General features: G+C 64.8%; 13 protein-coding genes and 1 pseudogene. 2 read left to right on the top strand and 12 right to left on the bottom strand.

Annotated elements, in window-relative coordinates; genetic code table 11:
- Positions 1-16: 16 nt before the first annotated feature.
- From glgX to malQ, 3 genes are read right to left on the bottom strand one after another with little or no spacing between them, the layout of a single operon-like run.
- Positions 17-2146: a glycogen debranching protein GlgX gene (gene glgX, locus RLO07_RS10600; RefSeq protein WP_462292110.1), complete on the bottom strand. Its 2130-nt coding sequence runs from the start codon at positions 2144-2146 to the stop codon at positions 17-19.
- A complete protein-coding gene (glgB, locus tag RLO07_RS10595) occupies positions 2143-4380 on the bottom strand; it encodes a 1,4-alpha-glucan branching protein GlgB (protein WP_462292109.1) in 2238 nt (745 codons plus the stop codon). The genes glgX and glgB overlap by 4 nt, the downstream gene beginning before the upstream one ends.
- Positions 4377-6440: a 4-alpha-glucanotransferase gene (gene malQ / locus RLO07_RS10590; protein WP_462292108.1), complete on the bottom strand. Its 2064-nt coding sequence runs from the start codon at positions 6438-6440 to the stop codon at positions 4377-4379. The genes glgB and malQ overlap by 4 nt, the downstream gene beginning before the upstream one ends.
- Positions 6441-6614: 174 nt before the next feature.
- Between malQ and RLO07_RS10585 the strand changes: the two genes are divergently transcribed.
- On the top strand, positions 6615-7943 hold the full coding sequence (locus RLO07_RS10585; protein ID WP_462292107.1) for an ATP-binding protein: 1329 nt from the start codon (positions 6615-6617) through the stop codon (positions 7941-7943).
- Positions 7936-8466 (top strand): response regulator transcription factor, encoded by a 531-nt coding sequence (locus RLO07_RS10580; RefSeq protein WP_462292106.1) that lies wholly within the window; start codon positions 7936-7938, stop codon positions 8464-8466. The genes RLO07_RS10585 and RLO07_RS10580 overlap by 8 nt, the downstream gene beginning before the upstream one ends.
- 10 nt (positions 8467-8476) lie before the next feature.
- Here the strand turns inward: RLO07_RS10580 and RLO07_RS10575 are convergent, their stop codons facing one another.
- The 9 genes and pseudogenes from RLO07_RS10575 to mrdA form a co-directional block, all read right to left on the bottom strand.
- The gene (locus RLO07_RS10575; RefSeq protein ID WP_462292146.1) at positions 8477-8632 is read right to left on the bottom strand and encodes a hypothetical protein; all 156 of its coding nucleotides are present in this window, start codon (positions 8630-8632) and stop codon (positions 8477-8479) included.
- A gap of 40 nt (positions 8633-8672) precedes the next feature.
- Positions 8673-9017 (bottom strand): annotated as a pseudogene (locus tag RLO07_RS10570) (enoyl-CoA hydratase/isomerase family protein); the annotation flags it as partial.
- A gap of 60 nt (positions 9018-9077) precedes the next feature.
- On the bottom strand, positions 9078-9647 hold the full coding sequence (gene lipB / locus RLO07_RS10565; protein ID WP_462292145.1) for a lipoyl(octanoyl) transferase LipB: 570 nt from the start codon (positions 9645-9647) through the stop codon (positions 9078-9080).
- Between the two features lie 64 nt (positions 9648-9711).
- Positions 9712-9981, bottom strand: coding sequence for a YbeD family protein (locus RLO07_RS10560; protein WP_462292105.1), 270 nt, complete (start codon positions 9979-9981; stop codon positions 9712-9714).
- An 11-nt stretch (positions 9982-9992) separates the two neighbouring features.
- Positions 9993-11165 carry a D-alanyl-D-alanine carboxypeptidase family protein gene (locus tag RLO07_RS10555; protein ID WP_462292104.1) on the bottom strand — a complete coding sequence of 391 codons (1173 nt, stop codon included), beginning with the start codon at positions 11163-11165 and terminating at the stop codon, positions 9993-9995.
- Between the two features lie 49 nt (positions 11166-11214).
- Positions 11215-12045, bottom strand: coding sequence for a septal ring lytic transglycosylase RlpA family protein (locus RLO07_RS10550; protein ID WP_462292103.1), 831 nt, complete (start codon positions 12043-12045; stop codon positions 11215-11217).
- A complete protein-coding gene (gene mltB / locus RLO07_RS10545; RefSeq protein ID WP_462292102.1) occupies positions 12042-13034 on the bottom strand; it encodes a lytic murein transglycosylase B in 993 nt (330 codons plus the stop codon). Before mltB ends, RLO07_RS10550 begins: the two co-directional genes overlap by 4 nt.
- 33 nt (positions 13035-13067) lie before the next feature.
- Positions 13068-14213, bottom strand: coding sequence for a rod shape-determining protein RodA (rodA, locus tag RLO07_RS10540; protein WP_462292144.1), 1146 nt, complete (start codon positions 14211-14213; stop codon positions 13068-13070).
- Positions 14206-16059, bottom strand: coding sequence for a penicillin-binding protein 2 (mrdA, locus tag RLO07_RS10535; protein ID WP_462292101.1), 1854 nt, complete (start codon positions 16057-16059; stop codon positions 14206-14208). Before mrdA ends, rodA begins: the two co-directional genes overlap by 8 nt.
- Positions 16060-16070 lie beyond the last annotated feature (11 nt).

Raw genomic sequence — 16070 nt, 5'->3', positions numbered from 1 at the left:
TGTCGCTCCGTGAGCTTCATGGTGACGGTGGGACCGGCGCAGGAGCTGCGTCGATCGTGCAATTGGTAAGAATCTGTAGCGAACATGGCGCCAGCATCACGGTCACAGGTGCCAACAGGCAGGGCGCCTCTGCGCCACTCGCCGCGTCGGGATCGGCGGTATCCACTACCAGGCGCCAGCCCGAGGTGGCGATCGCCGGCAGGTTGAAACTGTGCTCCTCGCGGGCGGCATTGAAGATCACGAGCAGGCAGCGGGATTCGCCGGTGTTGTCATCGGGTTTTTCCGTCAACAGGTAGCCCAGCAGCTGGTTGCGATGCTCGTGCCAGTGTTCATCCCGCATCAGGCGGCCATCTCCGTTCAGCCACTGGATGCCGTTGTCGTAGGGATCACTGGGACGATGCCGATATTCGAACGCCTGCAACACCGGGAACCGCTGACGCAAATCCAGCAGCTTGCGGGTGAACGCCACCAGCTCCGCCGCGGAGCGGTCGCTGTCGTCCCAGTTCATCCAGTTGAGTTCGTTGTCCTGGCAGTAGGCGTTGTTGTTGCCCTGCTGGCTACGACCTCGTTCATCGCCTGCCAGCAACATCGGCACCCCCTGGGATACCGCCAGGGTAGCGAGGAAGTTGCGCTGTAGCCGCAGTCGCAACGCCGCCACTGCAGGGTCGTGGCTGGGCCCTTCGATACCCTGGTTGTTGCTGTAGTTTTCGCGGTGACCGTCGTTGTTGTCTTCGCCGTTGGCCTCGTTGTGGCGGCGGTTGTAGCTGACCAGATCGCGCAGGGTGAACCCGTCATGACTGGTCACGAAGTTGATGCTCGCGCGCGGTCGCCGACCGGCGTGCTCGAAAACGTCACCGGAGCCGTGCAGGCGCCGGGCCAGCTCCGGCAGCTGGCCGCTGTCACCGCGCCAGTAGCGCCGCACGGTATCCCGGTAGCGGTCATTCCATTCACTCCAGTTCGCGGGGAAGCGCCCCAGCTGGTAGCCGCCGGGGCCCACATCCCATGGCTCCGCGATAAGCTTGCAGGAAGACAGCAGCGGGTCCTGCGATACCACCTGGAAAAACGTCGCGGCGCTGTCGAAGCCGTGCTCGGTGCGTCCCAGCACCGTCGCCAGATCGAAGCGAAAGCCGTCGACGCCCATGCTGCCTGCCCAGTAGCGGAGACTGTCGGTCACCAGCTGCATCACCCGCGGATGACGAATGTTGAGCGTATTGCCGCAGCCCGTGTCGTTGACATAAAAGCGACGATCGCTGGGGAGCAGCTGGTAATAGGAAAGATTGTCGATCCCGCGGAAACTGAGGGTCGGCCCCAGGTGATTGCCCTCGCAGCTGTGGTTGAAGACCACGTCCAGGATCACCTCGAGCCCGGCTTGATGGAACCGGTCAACCATCTGCCGGAACTCGTCGGCGTCGCTGCCGCTCATGTAGGCCGGATGCGGCGCGAAAAACGACAGCGTATTGTAGCCCCAGTAGTTGCTCAGTCCCTTTTCAAACAGGTGGTACTCGTCGATGAAGGCGTGCACCGGCAGCAGTTCGACCGTGGTAATTCCCAGCGCCTTGAGGTAACTGATGACCGCGGGCTGGGACAGGCCCGCGAAAGTGCCGCGCAGGGATTCGGGTACCTCCGGGTGGCGCAGGGTGAAGCCGCGCACATGAGTCTCGTAGATCACCGCCTTGCGCCAGGGCACCAGGGGGTTGAGGGCATTGTTACACCAGTCACCTTGCTCGCAGACTACGGCCTTGGGGACCCAGGGCGCGTTGTCGCGGGTATCGAAAGCGAGGTCCTGTGCGGCATCGTTGCGCGGGTAGGCAAAGTGCGCATCGTGCCAGCTGAAGCGACCCGTCAGGTGCGGCGCATAGGGGTCCAGCAGCAGTTTGTGGGGATTGAAACGGTGGCCGGCATGGGGCTCGAAGGGGCCGTGCACGCGATAGCCGTAGCAGGTGCCGGGGCGCACCCCGGGGACATAACCGTGCCAGATATCGTGGGTGCGCTCGGGCAGGGTCAGGCGCGCAACCTCATGCTCCCCGGCGCTATCGTACAGGCACAACTCCACCGCCGTGGCGTGGGCGCTGAACAGGGCGAAATTGGTGCCTTCGCCATCGAAGGTGGCGCCGAAGGGACGCGGCTCACCCGCCAGTATTTTCATCGATCAGACTCCGCGTCATCCAGTAACAGCATAATGGTTGCCAGTGGCGGCAGGGTCAGGGTCAGGGTCCAGGGATGACCATCGCAGGCGTCGGCCACTGCCTCGACCCCGCCCAGGTTACCCTGGCCACTGCCACCGTATTCGTGGGCATCGGTATTGATGCACTCCCGATACCAGCCCGGGGATGGCACCCCGACGCGGTAGCGGCGGTGGACCTGTGGAGTCAGGTTTGACACCACCAGCAGCCGCCGGCTGTGATCGTGGCCCCAACGCAGCCAGGCGTACACCGACAGCGACCTCCGATCTGCCTGCAGCCACTGGAAACCGCCGGGTTCACAATCCTTTTCATACAGGGCGGGCAGGCTGCGATAGAGCGCGTTGAGATCTGCCACCAGACGCTGCATGCCCCGGTGCGGTGCCTGCCCCAGCAGCTCCCAGTCCAGGCCCCGGTCATGGTTCCACTCCCGGCGCTGGGCAAATTCGCAGCCCATGAACAGCAGCTTCTTGCCCGGGTGACCCCACATGAATCCGAGGTAGGCACGGAGGTTGGCAAACTGCTGCCACTCGTCCCCGGGCATCTTGTCCAGCAGGGCTCCCTTGCCGTGCACCACTTCGTCGTGGCTCAGGCACAACACGAAGTTTTCGTCCCAGGCATATACCATGCTGAAGGTGAGTTCGTCGTGATGGTAACGGCGGTGGATAGGATCCCGCGCCATGTAATGAAGGCTGTCGTTCATCCAGCCCATGTTCCACTTGAAACCGAAGCCGAGGCCGCCATCGTGCACGGGTCGCGACACGCCCGGCCAGGCCGTGGACTCCTCCGCAACCATCATCACCCCGGGATGGCGTGCGTGGACCCGCTGGTTGACCAGCTGCAGAAAGCGAATCGCCTCCAGATTCTCGCGCCCACCGTGTTCATTGGGCAACCACTCCCCCGATTTGCGACTGTAATCAAGGTACAGCATGGAAGCCACCGCATCGACCCTGAGGCCGTCCAGGTGATATTCCTCGAGCCAGTAATTGGCGTTGCTGAGCAGGAAGCTGAGTACCTCGCGGCGACCGTAATTGTAGATCAGGGTATTCCAGTCCGGGTGAAAACCCTTGCGGGGATCGTCGTGTTCGTACAGGGCGGTGCCGTCGAAACGGCCGAGGCCGTGGGGATCGGTGGGGAAATGTCCCGGCACCCAGTCCAGCAGTACGCCAAGGCCGTGCTGGTGACAGCGGTCGACCAAGCAGCGAAATTCATTCGGCGTGCCGAAGCGGATCGAGGGCGCATAGAGGCCGACCGGCTGGTAGCCCCAGGAACCGTCAAAGGGAAACTCGCTGATCGGCATCAACTGGATATGGGTGAAGCCCAGCTCCAGCACATAGGGAATCAGCTCGTCCGCCAGCTCCAGATAACTGAGGTAGCGATTGCCTTCTTGCTGCCGACGTCGCCAGGAGCCTGCGTGGACCTCGTAGATGGCGACCGGCCGCTGCTGCTGTGCCGTGCGGGCGGCCATCCAGGCACTGTCGCCCCAGGTGTACTGGCCCTCGCGCAACAGCACCCTGCTGGCGGTTTCCGGCGGATGCTGCATGGAGTGGGCGAAGGGATCGGCCTTCAGCGGCAGCAGGGTGCCATCCGCCGCCAGCACCTGGTACTTGTACAGCGCCTGATCGACGACCCCGGGAATAAAGATTTCCCAGACCCCCGAGGCGGGGTGCCGACGCAGTACGTGCTGGCGCGCGTCCCAGCCATTGAAGTCGGCGACAATGGCCACCCGCCGCGCGGACGGCGCCCAGACCGTGAACAGGACGCCGTCGACCCCTTCCACCGTGCGCGGGTGGGCGCCCAGGCGCCGATAGGCAAACTCCTCAGTGCCCTCGCAGAAATAATAGAAGTCCTGGTCCGTTACCAGTGGCGCAAAGCGGTAGGGATCTTCGACCTCGACAACCCCGGCGTCTGTCTCCACCCGCCAGCGGTACGGAACGCGCTGCGGCATGCTCTCCAGGACGCACTCAAACAGGCCCGCGGGATGCACCCGCCGCAAGTCACCCAGAACCTGCCCGCTTGCGCAATCCACCATCGCCACGGTTCGCGCCCAGGGCAACAGGGCTCGCGCCACCAGGCCCTTGCCGCCCGGATGTTGATGCAGCCCCAGCACCGCGAAACTGTCGGTGTGCTGCCCGGTGACCAGGGCCTCGACCTGGAGCGGGTCCAGCAACGGGCGCAGAGGTTTGCCGACAGCCCTCATGCCCGTCGCTCCCGGTCCACCGCTGCCAGCAGCGCCTGTACATCCGGCGCGGCAAAGATGGCCGTAGTGAGCTGCGCCTGCTTGCGTCGCCAGTTGGGATACTCGCGCCAGGTGCCAGGAATGTTCACCGGCTCCGCCAGCAGCTGCAGGTCCTCCAGCTGCAACAGCAACAAACGCGATGCACCGCGGGCACAGCCCTGGTGGATCGCGCTGCACAGGGTCATGTCCAGCTCTGGCCCCACCTCTGCCGGCAGCAATCCGTTGGATGCCAGCCAGTCACACAACTGCGTGCGATCTGCTTCACGTTGCTGCACTTGCTGTGCCAGTGCATCTTCATCGGGAATCAGCCCCAGCTCACGCCGCCGCTGCAGATCGCTACCCCGCCACCAGTCGGCGAGTGTGGGTACATCGTGGTTGGTTACCATCAGCAGGACATCCTCGGGCAACTCGTCCGGGGCGCGAAACCGGCCATCGTGATGCTGCTCGAAGTAGAACAGGCGGTTCCCCAGCAGGGCACTGCGGCGCATGGCCTGGCGGAACTCATCGGGTACCACGCCGAGGTCCTCGCCGACGACCACGCAGTGATGACGCCAACTTTCCAGGCGCAATAGCGCCAGCATCTCGTCCCGGGGATAGAATACGTACAGGCCGGCATGATCGTCTGCATCGTGCAGGCACCACCACAGGCGCATGAGAGCCATGACATGATCCACCCGCAGGGCACCGCAGGCGCTCATGTTCTTGTGCAACAGATCGATGAAAAACCGGAACCCGCTCTCCCGCAGTCGCAGCGGGTGCGGCACCGGCAGGCCCCAGTCCTGACCGTGGGGGGCAAAGGGATCGGGGGGAGCCCCAATGCTGGCGCCGGCAAGATACAGACCCCGGGCCTGTTCCACCTCACAGCCTCGACCGACGGCACCCACCGCCAGGTCCCGCATCAGGCCCATGCGCATGCCGCTGTCCAGCGCCACCTGCTGGCAGCGTTGCAGCTGGCAACTCGCCAACCACTGCAGCCAGGCATGAAACTGGGGCTCCGTCCGGTAAATGCGGGCCCAGGCGTTGTGGTCGACCTGGTGACGCGCGAATCCTTCCAGGGCGCTGCCGCCCTCGGTCACGAAGCGGCGGAAGGCGCGGCCGCGCTCGGTGCCGGCCTTGCGCTGTTCACGGCGAAATACGCTGAACATGGCCTCCAGCGCCTCGTACTTGAGCTGGTTCACTGCCTCGTAATCGACCAGCGGCATGACCCGCAGCTGGTCGCGGCGCTCCTGCCAGGCGGGGGTGACCAGGGTCGCAGCCACCGTCTCCCACTCGGGCTCGCACTCTGGGTCAATGTACTGCGGATTCAGGAAGCGGCGGTCGGAAGGGCTGTAGGGACTGGCCATGGCATCGCCCTCGCTGCAGGGCGCGTGCAGCGGATTCAGGCCGACGAGATCGGCCCCGGCTGCAGCCGCCAGCGGCAACAGCTGCAACAGATCGGTGAAGTCACCCACCCCCCAGTTGCGCCCGGAGCGCAGCGTGTACAGCTGGCAGCTGATGCCCCACAGACGCTCGCGCGCGAGTGCCTCCGGGGCGTAGAACCGATCGGGGCAGGCCATCACCCGGGAGCTGGCCGACTGCACACCATCCGTCACCCGCAGCGTATGGTAACCCAACGCCAGCGCCGGCAGGGGTAGCTGGCGAGCGCTGTAGCGAACGCCATCGGCGTGATAGTCACCCACCTCGGGCAGCGTCTCCGGCTGGCAGTCGCCCGTCAGGGCATCACCGTTTTCCAGAATCAGCTCCCAGGTGAAGGTGGCGGCCAACTGGTCGGGGTGGACCCGCAGTGCGATCTCTGGTGAATCCGCGGCAATGATACTGTAATGAGGCAGCCAGCGACGCCAGGGATCCGCATCCAGCCGCTCCACCGCCGCTGCCAGCGCAGCGGGGTCCTCCGGCTCCAGGCCCATGAGGCGCAATACCCGCTGCCGCTGTGCCAGGGGCACTTCCCGCCGCTGCCCACCGTAGTCCAGGTAGTCGGCGGAAATTCCGCAGAGATAGAACAACTTTTCCAGTTCGGTCATGAAGGATCCGGTAGTGGCATCGGGTGCGGCCGCAACAGCGCACAGTGTTCATCATACGTGAGATTGGCGCCACGGACAGGCCTTCTGTGCGCGGCACCCTGCCCCGCTACGATAGCGGACGACTGTGACGGATTGTCACTCCCGGGATGTATCCGCGCCGGCTATACTGGCGCGGTGACTACCACTGCCGCCAACCCGGATTCCGCCTACAGCCCCTCGCTGGCCAACCTGCGCAGCCTGCTGGCCATACGCGCCATTGCCCTGCTCGGTCAGGCCGGCGTGTTGGCCTATGTGCTGCTGGTCAGCCGCACCACCCAGAGCCTTTCCGGGATGGCCGTGAGCCTGGTGGTACTGGCGCTGATCACCGTCGCCAGCCTGTGGTGGAGCACCCGGGCCAGCGAGGTCGACAATCGCCAGTTCTTCAGCCAGCTGATGGTGGACGTGCTGGGCTGGAGCGCGCTCATGTACTACAGTGGCGGCGCCGACAATCCGTTTATCTCCTACTATATCGTGCCGCTGGTGGTGGCGGCGGCGGTCCTGCCCTGGCGCTATACCTGGCTGGTCGCCGCGACGTCGGTAGGGGCCTACAGCCTGCTGCTGTACTACCGCGTGCCCTTCCCCCTGTTTTCACCCCACGCCGCCATGGGCCACGCCCAGGGCAGTGTCCACAGCCTCGGCATGTGGTTCAACTTTCTCTTCAGCGCGGGGCTGATCACCTACTTCGTGGTCCGCATGGCGGCGGTACTGCGCGACCAGGAGGCCGAGGCGATGCGGCGCCGGGAGGACCGCCTGCGTCACGACCAGATCCTCGCAGTCGCCAGTCTCGCCGCCGGCACCGCCCATGAGCTGGGCACACCGCTGGCTACCATGACCCTGCTGGTCGACGAGCTGCAGCAGGAGCCCGGGCTGCGCCAGGAAGTCCGGGAAGACATCGAGTTGCTGCGCCAGCAGCTGCTGCAGTGCCGCGGTACCCTGGCGGAACTGAGCCACACCGCGGAACTGTCCGCCGCCGGCGAACGCCAGCAGCGCCCCGCCGACCGCTTTGCCCGCGGCTGCGTGGAGCGCTGGTCGGCACGGCGGCCACGGGTTTCCTGCCGCGTTGCCTGCATTGGCAGTGGCAGCGCACCTCTGGTCGCCTTCGACCAGACCCTGCCCCAGGCGCTGGAAAACCTGCTCAACAATGCCGCCGACACCGGCTCAGAGAGCGTCGAGGTGACGCTGGACTGGGATCCGCAGGAGGTCCGGATTGCGGTGCGCGACCGGGGACCGGGCGCGCCCGCGACCCTGCTCGCACGCATGGGCGACAGCCATAACACGTCCGCTGCGGCGGGGTATGCGACTGCCACCACCCCGACGGCGGGAGCCCAGGGAGGTCTCGGCATAGGCCTGGTACTGGCCCGCGCCACCGCGGAACGCCACGGCGGACGCCTTGCCCTGCAGAATGCTGAGGGCGGGGGCTGCATCGCCACCCTGCACCTGCCTGCCGGAGGCGATGATGCCTGAACCCGCACGGTTCCTGCTGGTGGACGACGACGCCACCTTCAGCCGCATACTCGCACGCGGCCTTGGCCGCCAGGGCTTTGAGTGTCGCTGTTGCAGCAGTGCCGAGGACGCCCTGGCCTGCTGCGAAGACTTTGCCCCCAGCCACATCCTGCTGGACCTGAACATGCCCGGCCAGTCGGGCCTGGCCGTACTGCCCGCCCTGCGTTCGCTCGCACCCGATGCCGCGCTGGTGGTGCTCACCGGCTACTCCAGCATCGCCACTGCGGTCGAGGCCATCAAGCTGGGGGCGACGCAGTACCTGTGCAAGCCCGCCACCATCGAGGAAATCCTGCTGGCGTTCAGCGGCCAGCGGCCCGCCGCCGAACACGCGCCCCAGCCGCCCTCGCTGGAGCGGCTGGAATGGGAGCATCTGCAGCGGGTGCTGAACGAAAACCAGGGCAATATCTCCGCCACCGCGCGCGCCCTGGGCATGCACCGGCGCACCCTGCAGCGCAAACTGCAAAAGCGACCGGTGAGGCGCTAGCGGTCGAGCTTCAGCGATCCTGGAATACTGGCGGCCGTTTTTCCATAAAGGCGATCGCGGCCTCCGCGGCATCATCGCTGAGGGCCAGCAGTGATTGGTGCCGGTCCTCCATGGCCATGGCAGACTGCAGGCTGGGGGCGTCGATGGCATATGCGCGTGGACTCACCCGCTATACGAATATCGGACGCCAGGGCGAGACTGAAGCCACCGCCACAGGCGGCCCCCTGCACCAACGCGACAATGGGCTGTGGGCAAGTGCGCATCGCCTGGTAAATCCGCGCGATACGACGCTGCACCTTCCACACTGCGTGCGGTCCACGCGGCTGCGGGTTGAACGCTGGATCGGTCAGGTCAAGGCTGGCGCAAAAGTGTCTGCCTCGCGCCCGCAAAACCACGACACGGGTCTGCTCGCACTCCCGCAGGCCCTCGAAGTAGCCCAGCAAATCCTCCACCAGCACTGCATTGAGGGCGTTGCCGCTCTCTGGCCGGTTGAGCGTAACCCAATCCACCGGGCCCTGGTGTTCAATCTCCCACGGAGCTGCGTGTTCCATACCTGCGGTCCTTGCCAATGTCACCGGCCGCGACGACCCGTGGCATTGAAAACCTCAATATCAACTACCACCCCCAGTCCCAAGACTTGCCGAAACCACCCCCAGCAATCGCTCCCCAACCTCCTCCATGTCCAGCGCCGCCAGTGGCAGCTGCTCGGCCATGGAGGTCACCCGCAGCCCCTCGTGACCGCAGGGATTGATGCGCTGGAACGGCTCCAGATCCAGGTCCACGTTGAGGGCGAGGCCGTGATAGCTGCAGCCGCGGCGCACCCGCAGGCCGAGGGAGGCGATCTTGTCGCCGTTGACGTAGACCCCGGGCGCATCCGCTCGCGGCGCGGCGGCAATGCCGTAGGCCGCCAGCAATTCAACCAGACTCGCCTCGATCAGGGTCACCAGCTGGCGAACGCCGAGGTTGCAGCGACGCAGGTCCACCAGCAGGTACAGCACCCACTGGCCGGGACCGTGATAGGTGACCTGCCCGCCGCGATCCACCTGGATCACGGGGATGTCGCCGGGGGCCAGAACATGCTCGGCCTTGCCGGCCTGGCCCTGGGTAAATACCGGTGGATGTTGCAGCAGCCAGAGCTCGTCCGGCGTGGTGCCGGTGCGGCTGTCGGTGAACTGCTTCATGGCCTCGAAGGTCTCGATATAGTCGGCCGCGCCGGGCAGCCGGCGGCAAAGCGGCGCCACGGGCTCAGATCACCATGTTGACCATGCCGGTCGCCATCAAGTCCTCGTGCAGGGCCTTGAGCTGCTCGGGCCCGGTCGCGATGATGGTAATGGTCATGGAGGTAAACGTGCCCTTGCTGCTGCCCTTGATGGCAATCTTTGTCTGGTCAAAGCCCGGCGCATGGCGCTCGAAAACCTCGACAATGAGGCTTTCGAAGTCATCGCAGCTGCGCCCCAGTACCTTGATCGGGTAGTCGCAGGGAAATTCTATCCTGGGCGGTTCTTCAGTGCTCACAGCGGGTCACCTCAGACGCTGAACAGTTTGCTGATCCACATCTTGATGCTGTCCCAGACACGGGCAAAGAAGCCCGCTTGCTCCACTGTCGCCAGTGCCACCAGCGGTGCCTCATGCACGGTTTCACCGTCCAGGGACAGGCGTACAGTACCGAGCGCATCACCACGGCTGATCGGCGCGACGACCGTGGGCGTGAGCTCCACATCGGTCTGCAACTGTTCGCGCTGGCCCCGCGGCAAGGTCACTTTCGCAGTCTCCAAAACGCCGACAGCAACGCTGTCCTGAACACCCTTCCACAGGCGCGGTTCCGCCAGCACCTGCTCCGACTCCAGCAGGTTTACGGTTTCATAGAAGCGGAAGCCATAGTTCAACAGGCCGCGACTTTCATTCTTGCGCGCGGTAGCACTGCGGGTGCCCAGTACTACCGAGATCAGGCGCATGCCATTGCGCTCGGCCGACGCAACCAACCCGTAACCTGACTCACTGGTGTAGCCGGTCTTGATACCGTCTACCGATGGATCCTCGCCCAGCAGTGAATTGCGGTTGTACTGGCGGATGTTGTTGTAGGTGAACTCACGCTCCTTGTACAGCGCGTAATGCTCGGGGAAATTATTGATCATGGCGGCCCCCAGCGTCGCCAGGTCGCGCGCGGTCACTACCTGGCCATCCGCTGGCAGACCGTGGGAGTTCGCGAAATGGGAGTTGCTCATGCCCAGCGCCCGGGCGTGACTGTTCATCATCTCGGCAAAGGCAGCCTCACTGCCGGCCAGGTGCTCGGCCACCGCCACGGTGGCGTCATTGCCCGAGGAAATGATAATGCCGTACTCCAGCTCGCGAATAGTGACTTCCTTGCCCGGCTCAATCCACATCAACGAGGAACCGGCGAACACCGGGTTCTGGGACCAGGCATTGCGGCTGACCGTAACCAGGTCATCCGCATTCACCCGGCCGGACTCTATTTCGCTGGCCAGTACGTAGGCTGTCATCATCTTGACCAGGCTGGCCGGGGGCCGGGGCGTGTCGGCGTTGTGCTCTACCAGCACCGCGCCGGTGTCGGCGTCTACCAGCAGGTAGGCTTCGGCAGCTACCTGGGGCGGCGCGGGAATGATCGCAGACTGCGCCGCAACGGATTGCGCGATGGTGGCGAACAGGACTAACAGGGTAGGGATCAACAAACGCTTCATAACTGCAATGGACTCAAAGTGGTGGTATGTGAATCGAATCGGGGCTGCCTCATGGCAGCAACTGGGTGCCGGTGTAGCCACTGGCTTCCAGCCGCTGCTGCACCAGCAGGATGTCATCGTTGCTCTCCATCGGCCCAATCCGCACCCGGTACAACAGGCCGCTACCGGTATCCACTGGACTGACCGCGACCGGAGGCGTCACCAGGGCTTCGAGCTCGGCACGCAACCGCTGGGCGGAGGACTCGGAGCCAAAGGCACCCAACTGCACGAACCGATAGCTGCCCAGCAGTGTGCCGCGGCGATCATCAATGCCGGCGAGATTGATGACTTCCACCTCCACCGGCGCCGTGCCTACTTCCATGAAGCCCAGCTTGACCGCAGCCCCGTAGGACAGGTCAATAAGCCGATCACTGTGGAACGGACCCCGGTCGTTGACCCGCACTACCACAGTGCGGCCATTTTCCAGATTGGTGACGCGTGCATAGCAGGGAATGGGCAGCGTTTTGTGGGCCGCGGTCGCAGCGTAGAGATCGTAGATCTCGCCGTTGGACGTTTTCTGACCGTTGAACTTGGTGCCGTACCAGGAGGCAATACCACGCTCCCGGTAGTTGGCCAGGCTTGGCAGGATGTGATAGGTCTCCCCGAGGACCGTATAGGGGCTCAGGTTGCCCAGCGCGAGAATCGGATCCGGGCGCGGCACCGCGTCCCTGACGTCCTCGGGGCGAATATGCCGCAAGGGCGCGCCATCCTTGATCGCATCGCGGCCCACCAGCGGCCGCTCGCCAGGCTCAACGGGTGTCTGCGTCACCGGCGGCCGGGTCGCGCAACCCACCGCAATCAGGGCCGCGCCCACCAGCAACAGCATGCCACGGGCGTTCACAGCTGCATCCCCGCTGCCAGGCGCTGACTCAACTGATAGACACTCATGGCGTACATGGCACTGTGGTTGTAACGCGTGATGACATAGAAATTGTGCAGCCCCAGCCAGTACTCATGGCCATCCTCCAGTTCAAAGCGGATTGCCGTCGCCCTGGCGTCCGGCTCCAGAGGCTGCGCGCTGCGCAGGCCCGCTGCGTTCAATTCCGCCACGGTACGCTGTGGCACGAGGCCGGCACTGAACCATTCCCCCGGCACTTCGGTACCGGCCTCGGCGGCGGCGACAATGGCTTCACCACTGCGCCAGCCGTGGCGGCGCAGGTAGTTGGCGACGCTGCCAATGGCATCTGCCGGATTGTTCCAGATATCGATCTCGCCATCACCGTCGAAGTCCACCGCGTAGGCGCGATAGCTGCTGGGCATGAACTGGCCATAGCCCATCGCCCCGGCGTAGGAGCCTTTCATGGCCAACGGATCCAATTGCTGCTCCTCGGTCAGGATCAGATAGTTCTTGAGCTCCCTGCTGAAAAAGCCCGCCCGGCGCGGGAAGTCAAAGGCCAGGGTTGCGAGCGCATCGATGACCCGGTAACTGCCGGCGATACGTCCGTAGTGGGTTTCCACGCCGATGATGGCGAGGAGGATTTCTGCCGGCACACCGAACGCTTCCTCGGCGCGGGTGAAAGTGTCTCGGTGGGTGGCGTAAAACTCCAGCCCCTCCTGCTCGCGCTGCCGGGTGAGGAATATCTGCCGGTACTCATGCCAAGGCTTCACCCGTTCCGCCGGCCGCGACATCGCCTCGAGGATGGCTTCCTGACGCTCGGCCTGGGCCAGCACCTGCAACAGGCGCTCCCTGTCCAGGCCCCGCTCCTCGGCCACGAGTTCCTCGACCAGTTGCCGTGCACCTTCGTGATCACCGTAGCTGGCCGTGACCGAGGCCGCCACGGACCACAGGCACAGTGCCGCCAGGCTCCGTTTGAGCGCTGTTGTCATCATCCCCTGAATCTCATGGAAAACACTGTGCACCTCTCACCGGCGGGAGCCGGTATCCGCTGTAGCCACTGCCATCAACACGCCGAAGCCCGCCATCAGGGTAACCACCGAAGTGCCACCGGCACTCACCAGAGGCAGTGGCACTCCCACCACCGGCAGCAGGCCCGCAACCATGCCCATGTTAACAAAGATGTAGACGAAAAACGTCAGCGTCAGGCTGCCCGCAACCATGCGCCCGAAGTTGCTGCCTGCATTCACGCCAATCCAGAAACCGCGCAGGATGATCAGCAGGTATAGCGCCAGCAATACCAGTACCCCGCGCAGACCGAACTCTTCCGCCAGCACAGCGATGATGAAGTCGGTGTGACTTTCGGGCAGGAAGTCCAGCTGCGACTGAGTCCCATTGAGCCAGCCCTTGCCCTCCCAGCCACCGGAGCCAATGGCGGTCTTGGACTGGATGATGTTCCAGCCTGCGCCCAGTTTGTCACTTTCCGGGTTCAGCAGGGTCAGGATACGCTGCTTCTGGTAGTCCTTCAGCCCATACATCCAGGCCGGCCAGGCGGACAGCACGGCCAGGACTACAGCACCGAACAGATAGCGCCAGCCAATCCCTGCCATGAACAGCACGAACAGGCCGCTGGCGGCAATCAGCAGGGCAGTTCCCAGGTCCGGCTGCAACAGGATCAGGGCCGAGGGCAGGCCCACCAGCACCAGGCAGGCCAGCACATACTTGAACCGCGGTGGCAGGGGCCGCGAGGCGAGATACCAGGCCACCGTCAGCGGCATCACCAGCTTCAGGATCTCCGAGGGCTGGAACCGGAATCCTGCCACTTCCAGCCAGCGCTGCGCGCCCTTGGCCCCCACGCCGACAAACATCACCGCGACCAGCAGGGCCACACCCAGCGGGTACAACCAGGGCGTCCACCGCTGGTAACGCTGCAAATCGACCTGGGCAGCAGCAAACATCACGCCATAGGCCAGCAGAAAATACTGGCCCTGGCGGACGACCGCGCCCAGCTGCTTCCCGGAGGCGCTGTAGAGCACCACCAGGCCAAAACCGGTCAGCGCCAGCAACAACAGCAGCAGCGGGATATCGATATGCAGGCGCAGGGCGAGAGGGGTGCGGCGGGACAGATCGCTGCTGTCCCCGGGTAACTCCAGCCGGCGCACGTAGTCACCCATCGACAACCCCGTCATCCGGCACCAGCCAGGCATCGAGTACGGCGCGGGCGATGGGCGACGCCGCGGAGGCACCGCCGCCATTCTCGACAATGACCGCGACCGCGATGGTCGGCGCTTCATAGGGGGCAAAGGCTATGAACAGGCCGTGGTTGCGATGGCGCTCGGCGACTTCCGCCTCGACATAGATCGCGCCCTGGGCGATGCCGATCACCTGCGAGGTACCGGTCTTGCTGGCCATTTCATAGCGCATTCCTTCCCCGATCTTGCGCGCAGTGCCGCGGGCGCTGTGCACCACAGCGCGCATGGATTCGTGCACCGCGTCCCAGTGCTCGGGGGCGGCCTCCATGGTTCCCAGCAGCGGCGCCTCCTGTGGTGCACCGCCGATGGAGCGGATCAGGCGTGGTGCCCGCCGCTGGCCCCGGGTCGCCAGCACCGTCGTGGCAGTCGCCAGTTGCATCGGCGTCGCCAGCATGTAGCCCTGGCCGATGCCGGCACTCAGGGTCTCGCCCGGGTACCAGGGCTGGTTCAGGGCGTCCCGCTTCCAGTGGGTAGAAGGCAGCACGCCGGCGCGCTCGTTGGTGGTATCGACACCAGTACGGGTCCCCAGCCCGTAGCCAGAAAGGTGCTCGTGCATGCCGTCGATAGTCAGACGCCTCGCCAGGTCGTAGAAGTACACGTCGCAGGACTCCGCGACCGCCATGTGCAGGTCGACCCGCGGGGCGTGCCCGGTACCGCGAATTTTCAGGATCCAGTCCCGGTAGCGGCGCGAGTCTCCCGGCAGGCTGTACCAGCCCGGATCGGGTACAGTGCTTTCCGGCGTTACCAGCCCGGACTCCAGGCCGGCCATGGCCATCATCGGCTTGATGGTAGAGCCCGGAGGATACTGGCCCTGCACCGCACGGTTGAACAGGGGCACATCCGGGGAATCGCGCAATGCGCTGTAGTCGGTGCCGCTGATGCCGTTGACGAACAGGTTGGTGTCGAAGCCCGGCCTGGACACCAGCGCCAGCACGCCGCCCGTCAGGGGGTCGATGGCCACCACCGCGCCGCGCTGCTCACCCAGGGCCTCGAAGGCGGTCTGCTGCAGCTTGAAATCGAGGTGCAGGCTGATATCGCCCCCGGGCACCGGGTCGAACCGCTCCAGTACCCTCAGCACCCGGCCATGGGCATTGGTCTCCACGTTCTGGTACCCGACTTCGCCGTGCAGCAGGTCTTCGTAGAATTTCTCCACACCGACCTTGCCAACGTGAAAGGTGCCGCGGTAGTTACGCTCGTCCAGCTCCTGCGCCTCCTGCTCATTGATCCGCCCGACATAGCCCACCGCGTGGGAGAACAACTCGCCGTGCGGATAGTGGCGCACCAACTGCGCATCCACTGTGACACCGGGCATGCGGTGCCGGTTCACCGCCAGCAGCGCTCTTTCCTCTTCCGTCAGCCGGAACCGCAGCGGCACAGCCTCATAGGGCCGACGTCGCTGCAATTTGAGCTGGAAATTCTCAAGGTCGGCCTCGGATATCGGCACCAGGGCCTGCAGTTGCGCCAGGGTGGCGTCGAGGTCATCGACCCGTTCGCGGACGATGGAGAGAATATGGCTGGGCCGGTTGTCCGCCAGCAACACGCCATTGCGGTCGAAAATCAGGCCGCGCTTGGGCGGCAGGGGCTGCAGTTGCACCCGGTTGCGCTCGGACTGGGTGCGGTAAATCTCGTAGTCGTTGATCTGCAGGTCATAGTAACGCGCCAGAATCGAGGCCAGCAGGGCCAGCACCACCAGCACGGAGACCACCGTACGGGCGGCGAATATCCGGATGTCGCCGCTGGGGTCCTTGAGAGGGATGTGCTGTGGCATGAAGTCCTGTC

It is taken from the genome of Haliea sp. (assembly GCF_040221975.1).
Classification (GTDB): Bacteria; Pseudomonadota; Gammaproteobacteria; order Pseudomonadales; family Halieaceae; genus Haliea.
This window is presented reverse-complemented; position numbering and strand designations above follow the sequence as displayed.

What these genes read in the sequence shown, in the direction of transcription:
- glgX (WP_462292110.1), bottom strand. Translation starts at nt 2,146, where the DNA reads ATGAAAATACTGGCGGGTGAGCCGCGTCCCTTCGGCGCCACCTTCGAT.
- glgB (WP_462292109.1), bottom strand. Translation starts at nt 4,380, where the DNA reads ATGAGGGCTGTCGGCAAACCTCTGCGCCCGTTGCTGGACCCGCTCCAG.
- malQ (WP_462292108.1), bottom strand. Translation starts at nt 6,440, where the DNA reads ATGACCGAACTGGAAAAGTTGTTCTATCTCTGCGGAATTTCCGCCGAC.
- RLO07_RS10580 (WP_462292106.1), top strand. Translation starts at nt 7,936, where the DNA reads ATGCCTGAACCCGCACGGTTCCTGCTGGTGGACGACGACGCCACCTTC.
- lipB (WP_462292145.1), bottom strand. Translation starts at nt 9,647, where the DNA reads ATGAAGCAGTTCACCGACAGCCGCACCGGCACCACGCCGGACGAGCTC.
- RLO07_RS10555 (WP_462292104.1), bottom strand. Translation starts at nt 11,165, where the DNA reads ATGAAGCGTTTGTTGATCCCTACCCTGTTAGTCCTGTTCGCCACCATC.
- mltB (WP_462292102.1), bottom strand. Translation starts at nt 13,034, where the DNA reads ATGATGACAACAGCGCTCAAACGGAGCCTGGCGGCACTGTGCCTGTGG.
- rodA (WP_462292144.1), bottom strand. Translation starts at nt 14,213, where the DNA reads ATGGGTGACTACGTGCGCCGGCTGGAGTTACCCGGGGACAGCAGCGAT.
- mrdA (WP_462292101.1), bottom strand. Translation starts at nt 16,059, where the DNA reads ATGCCACAGCACATCCCTCTCAAGGACCCCAGCGGCGACATCCGGATA.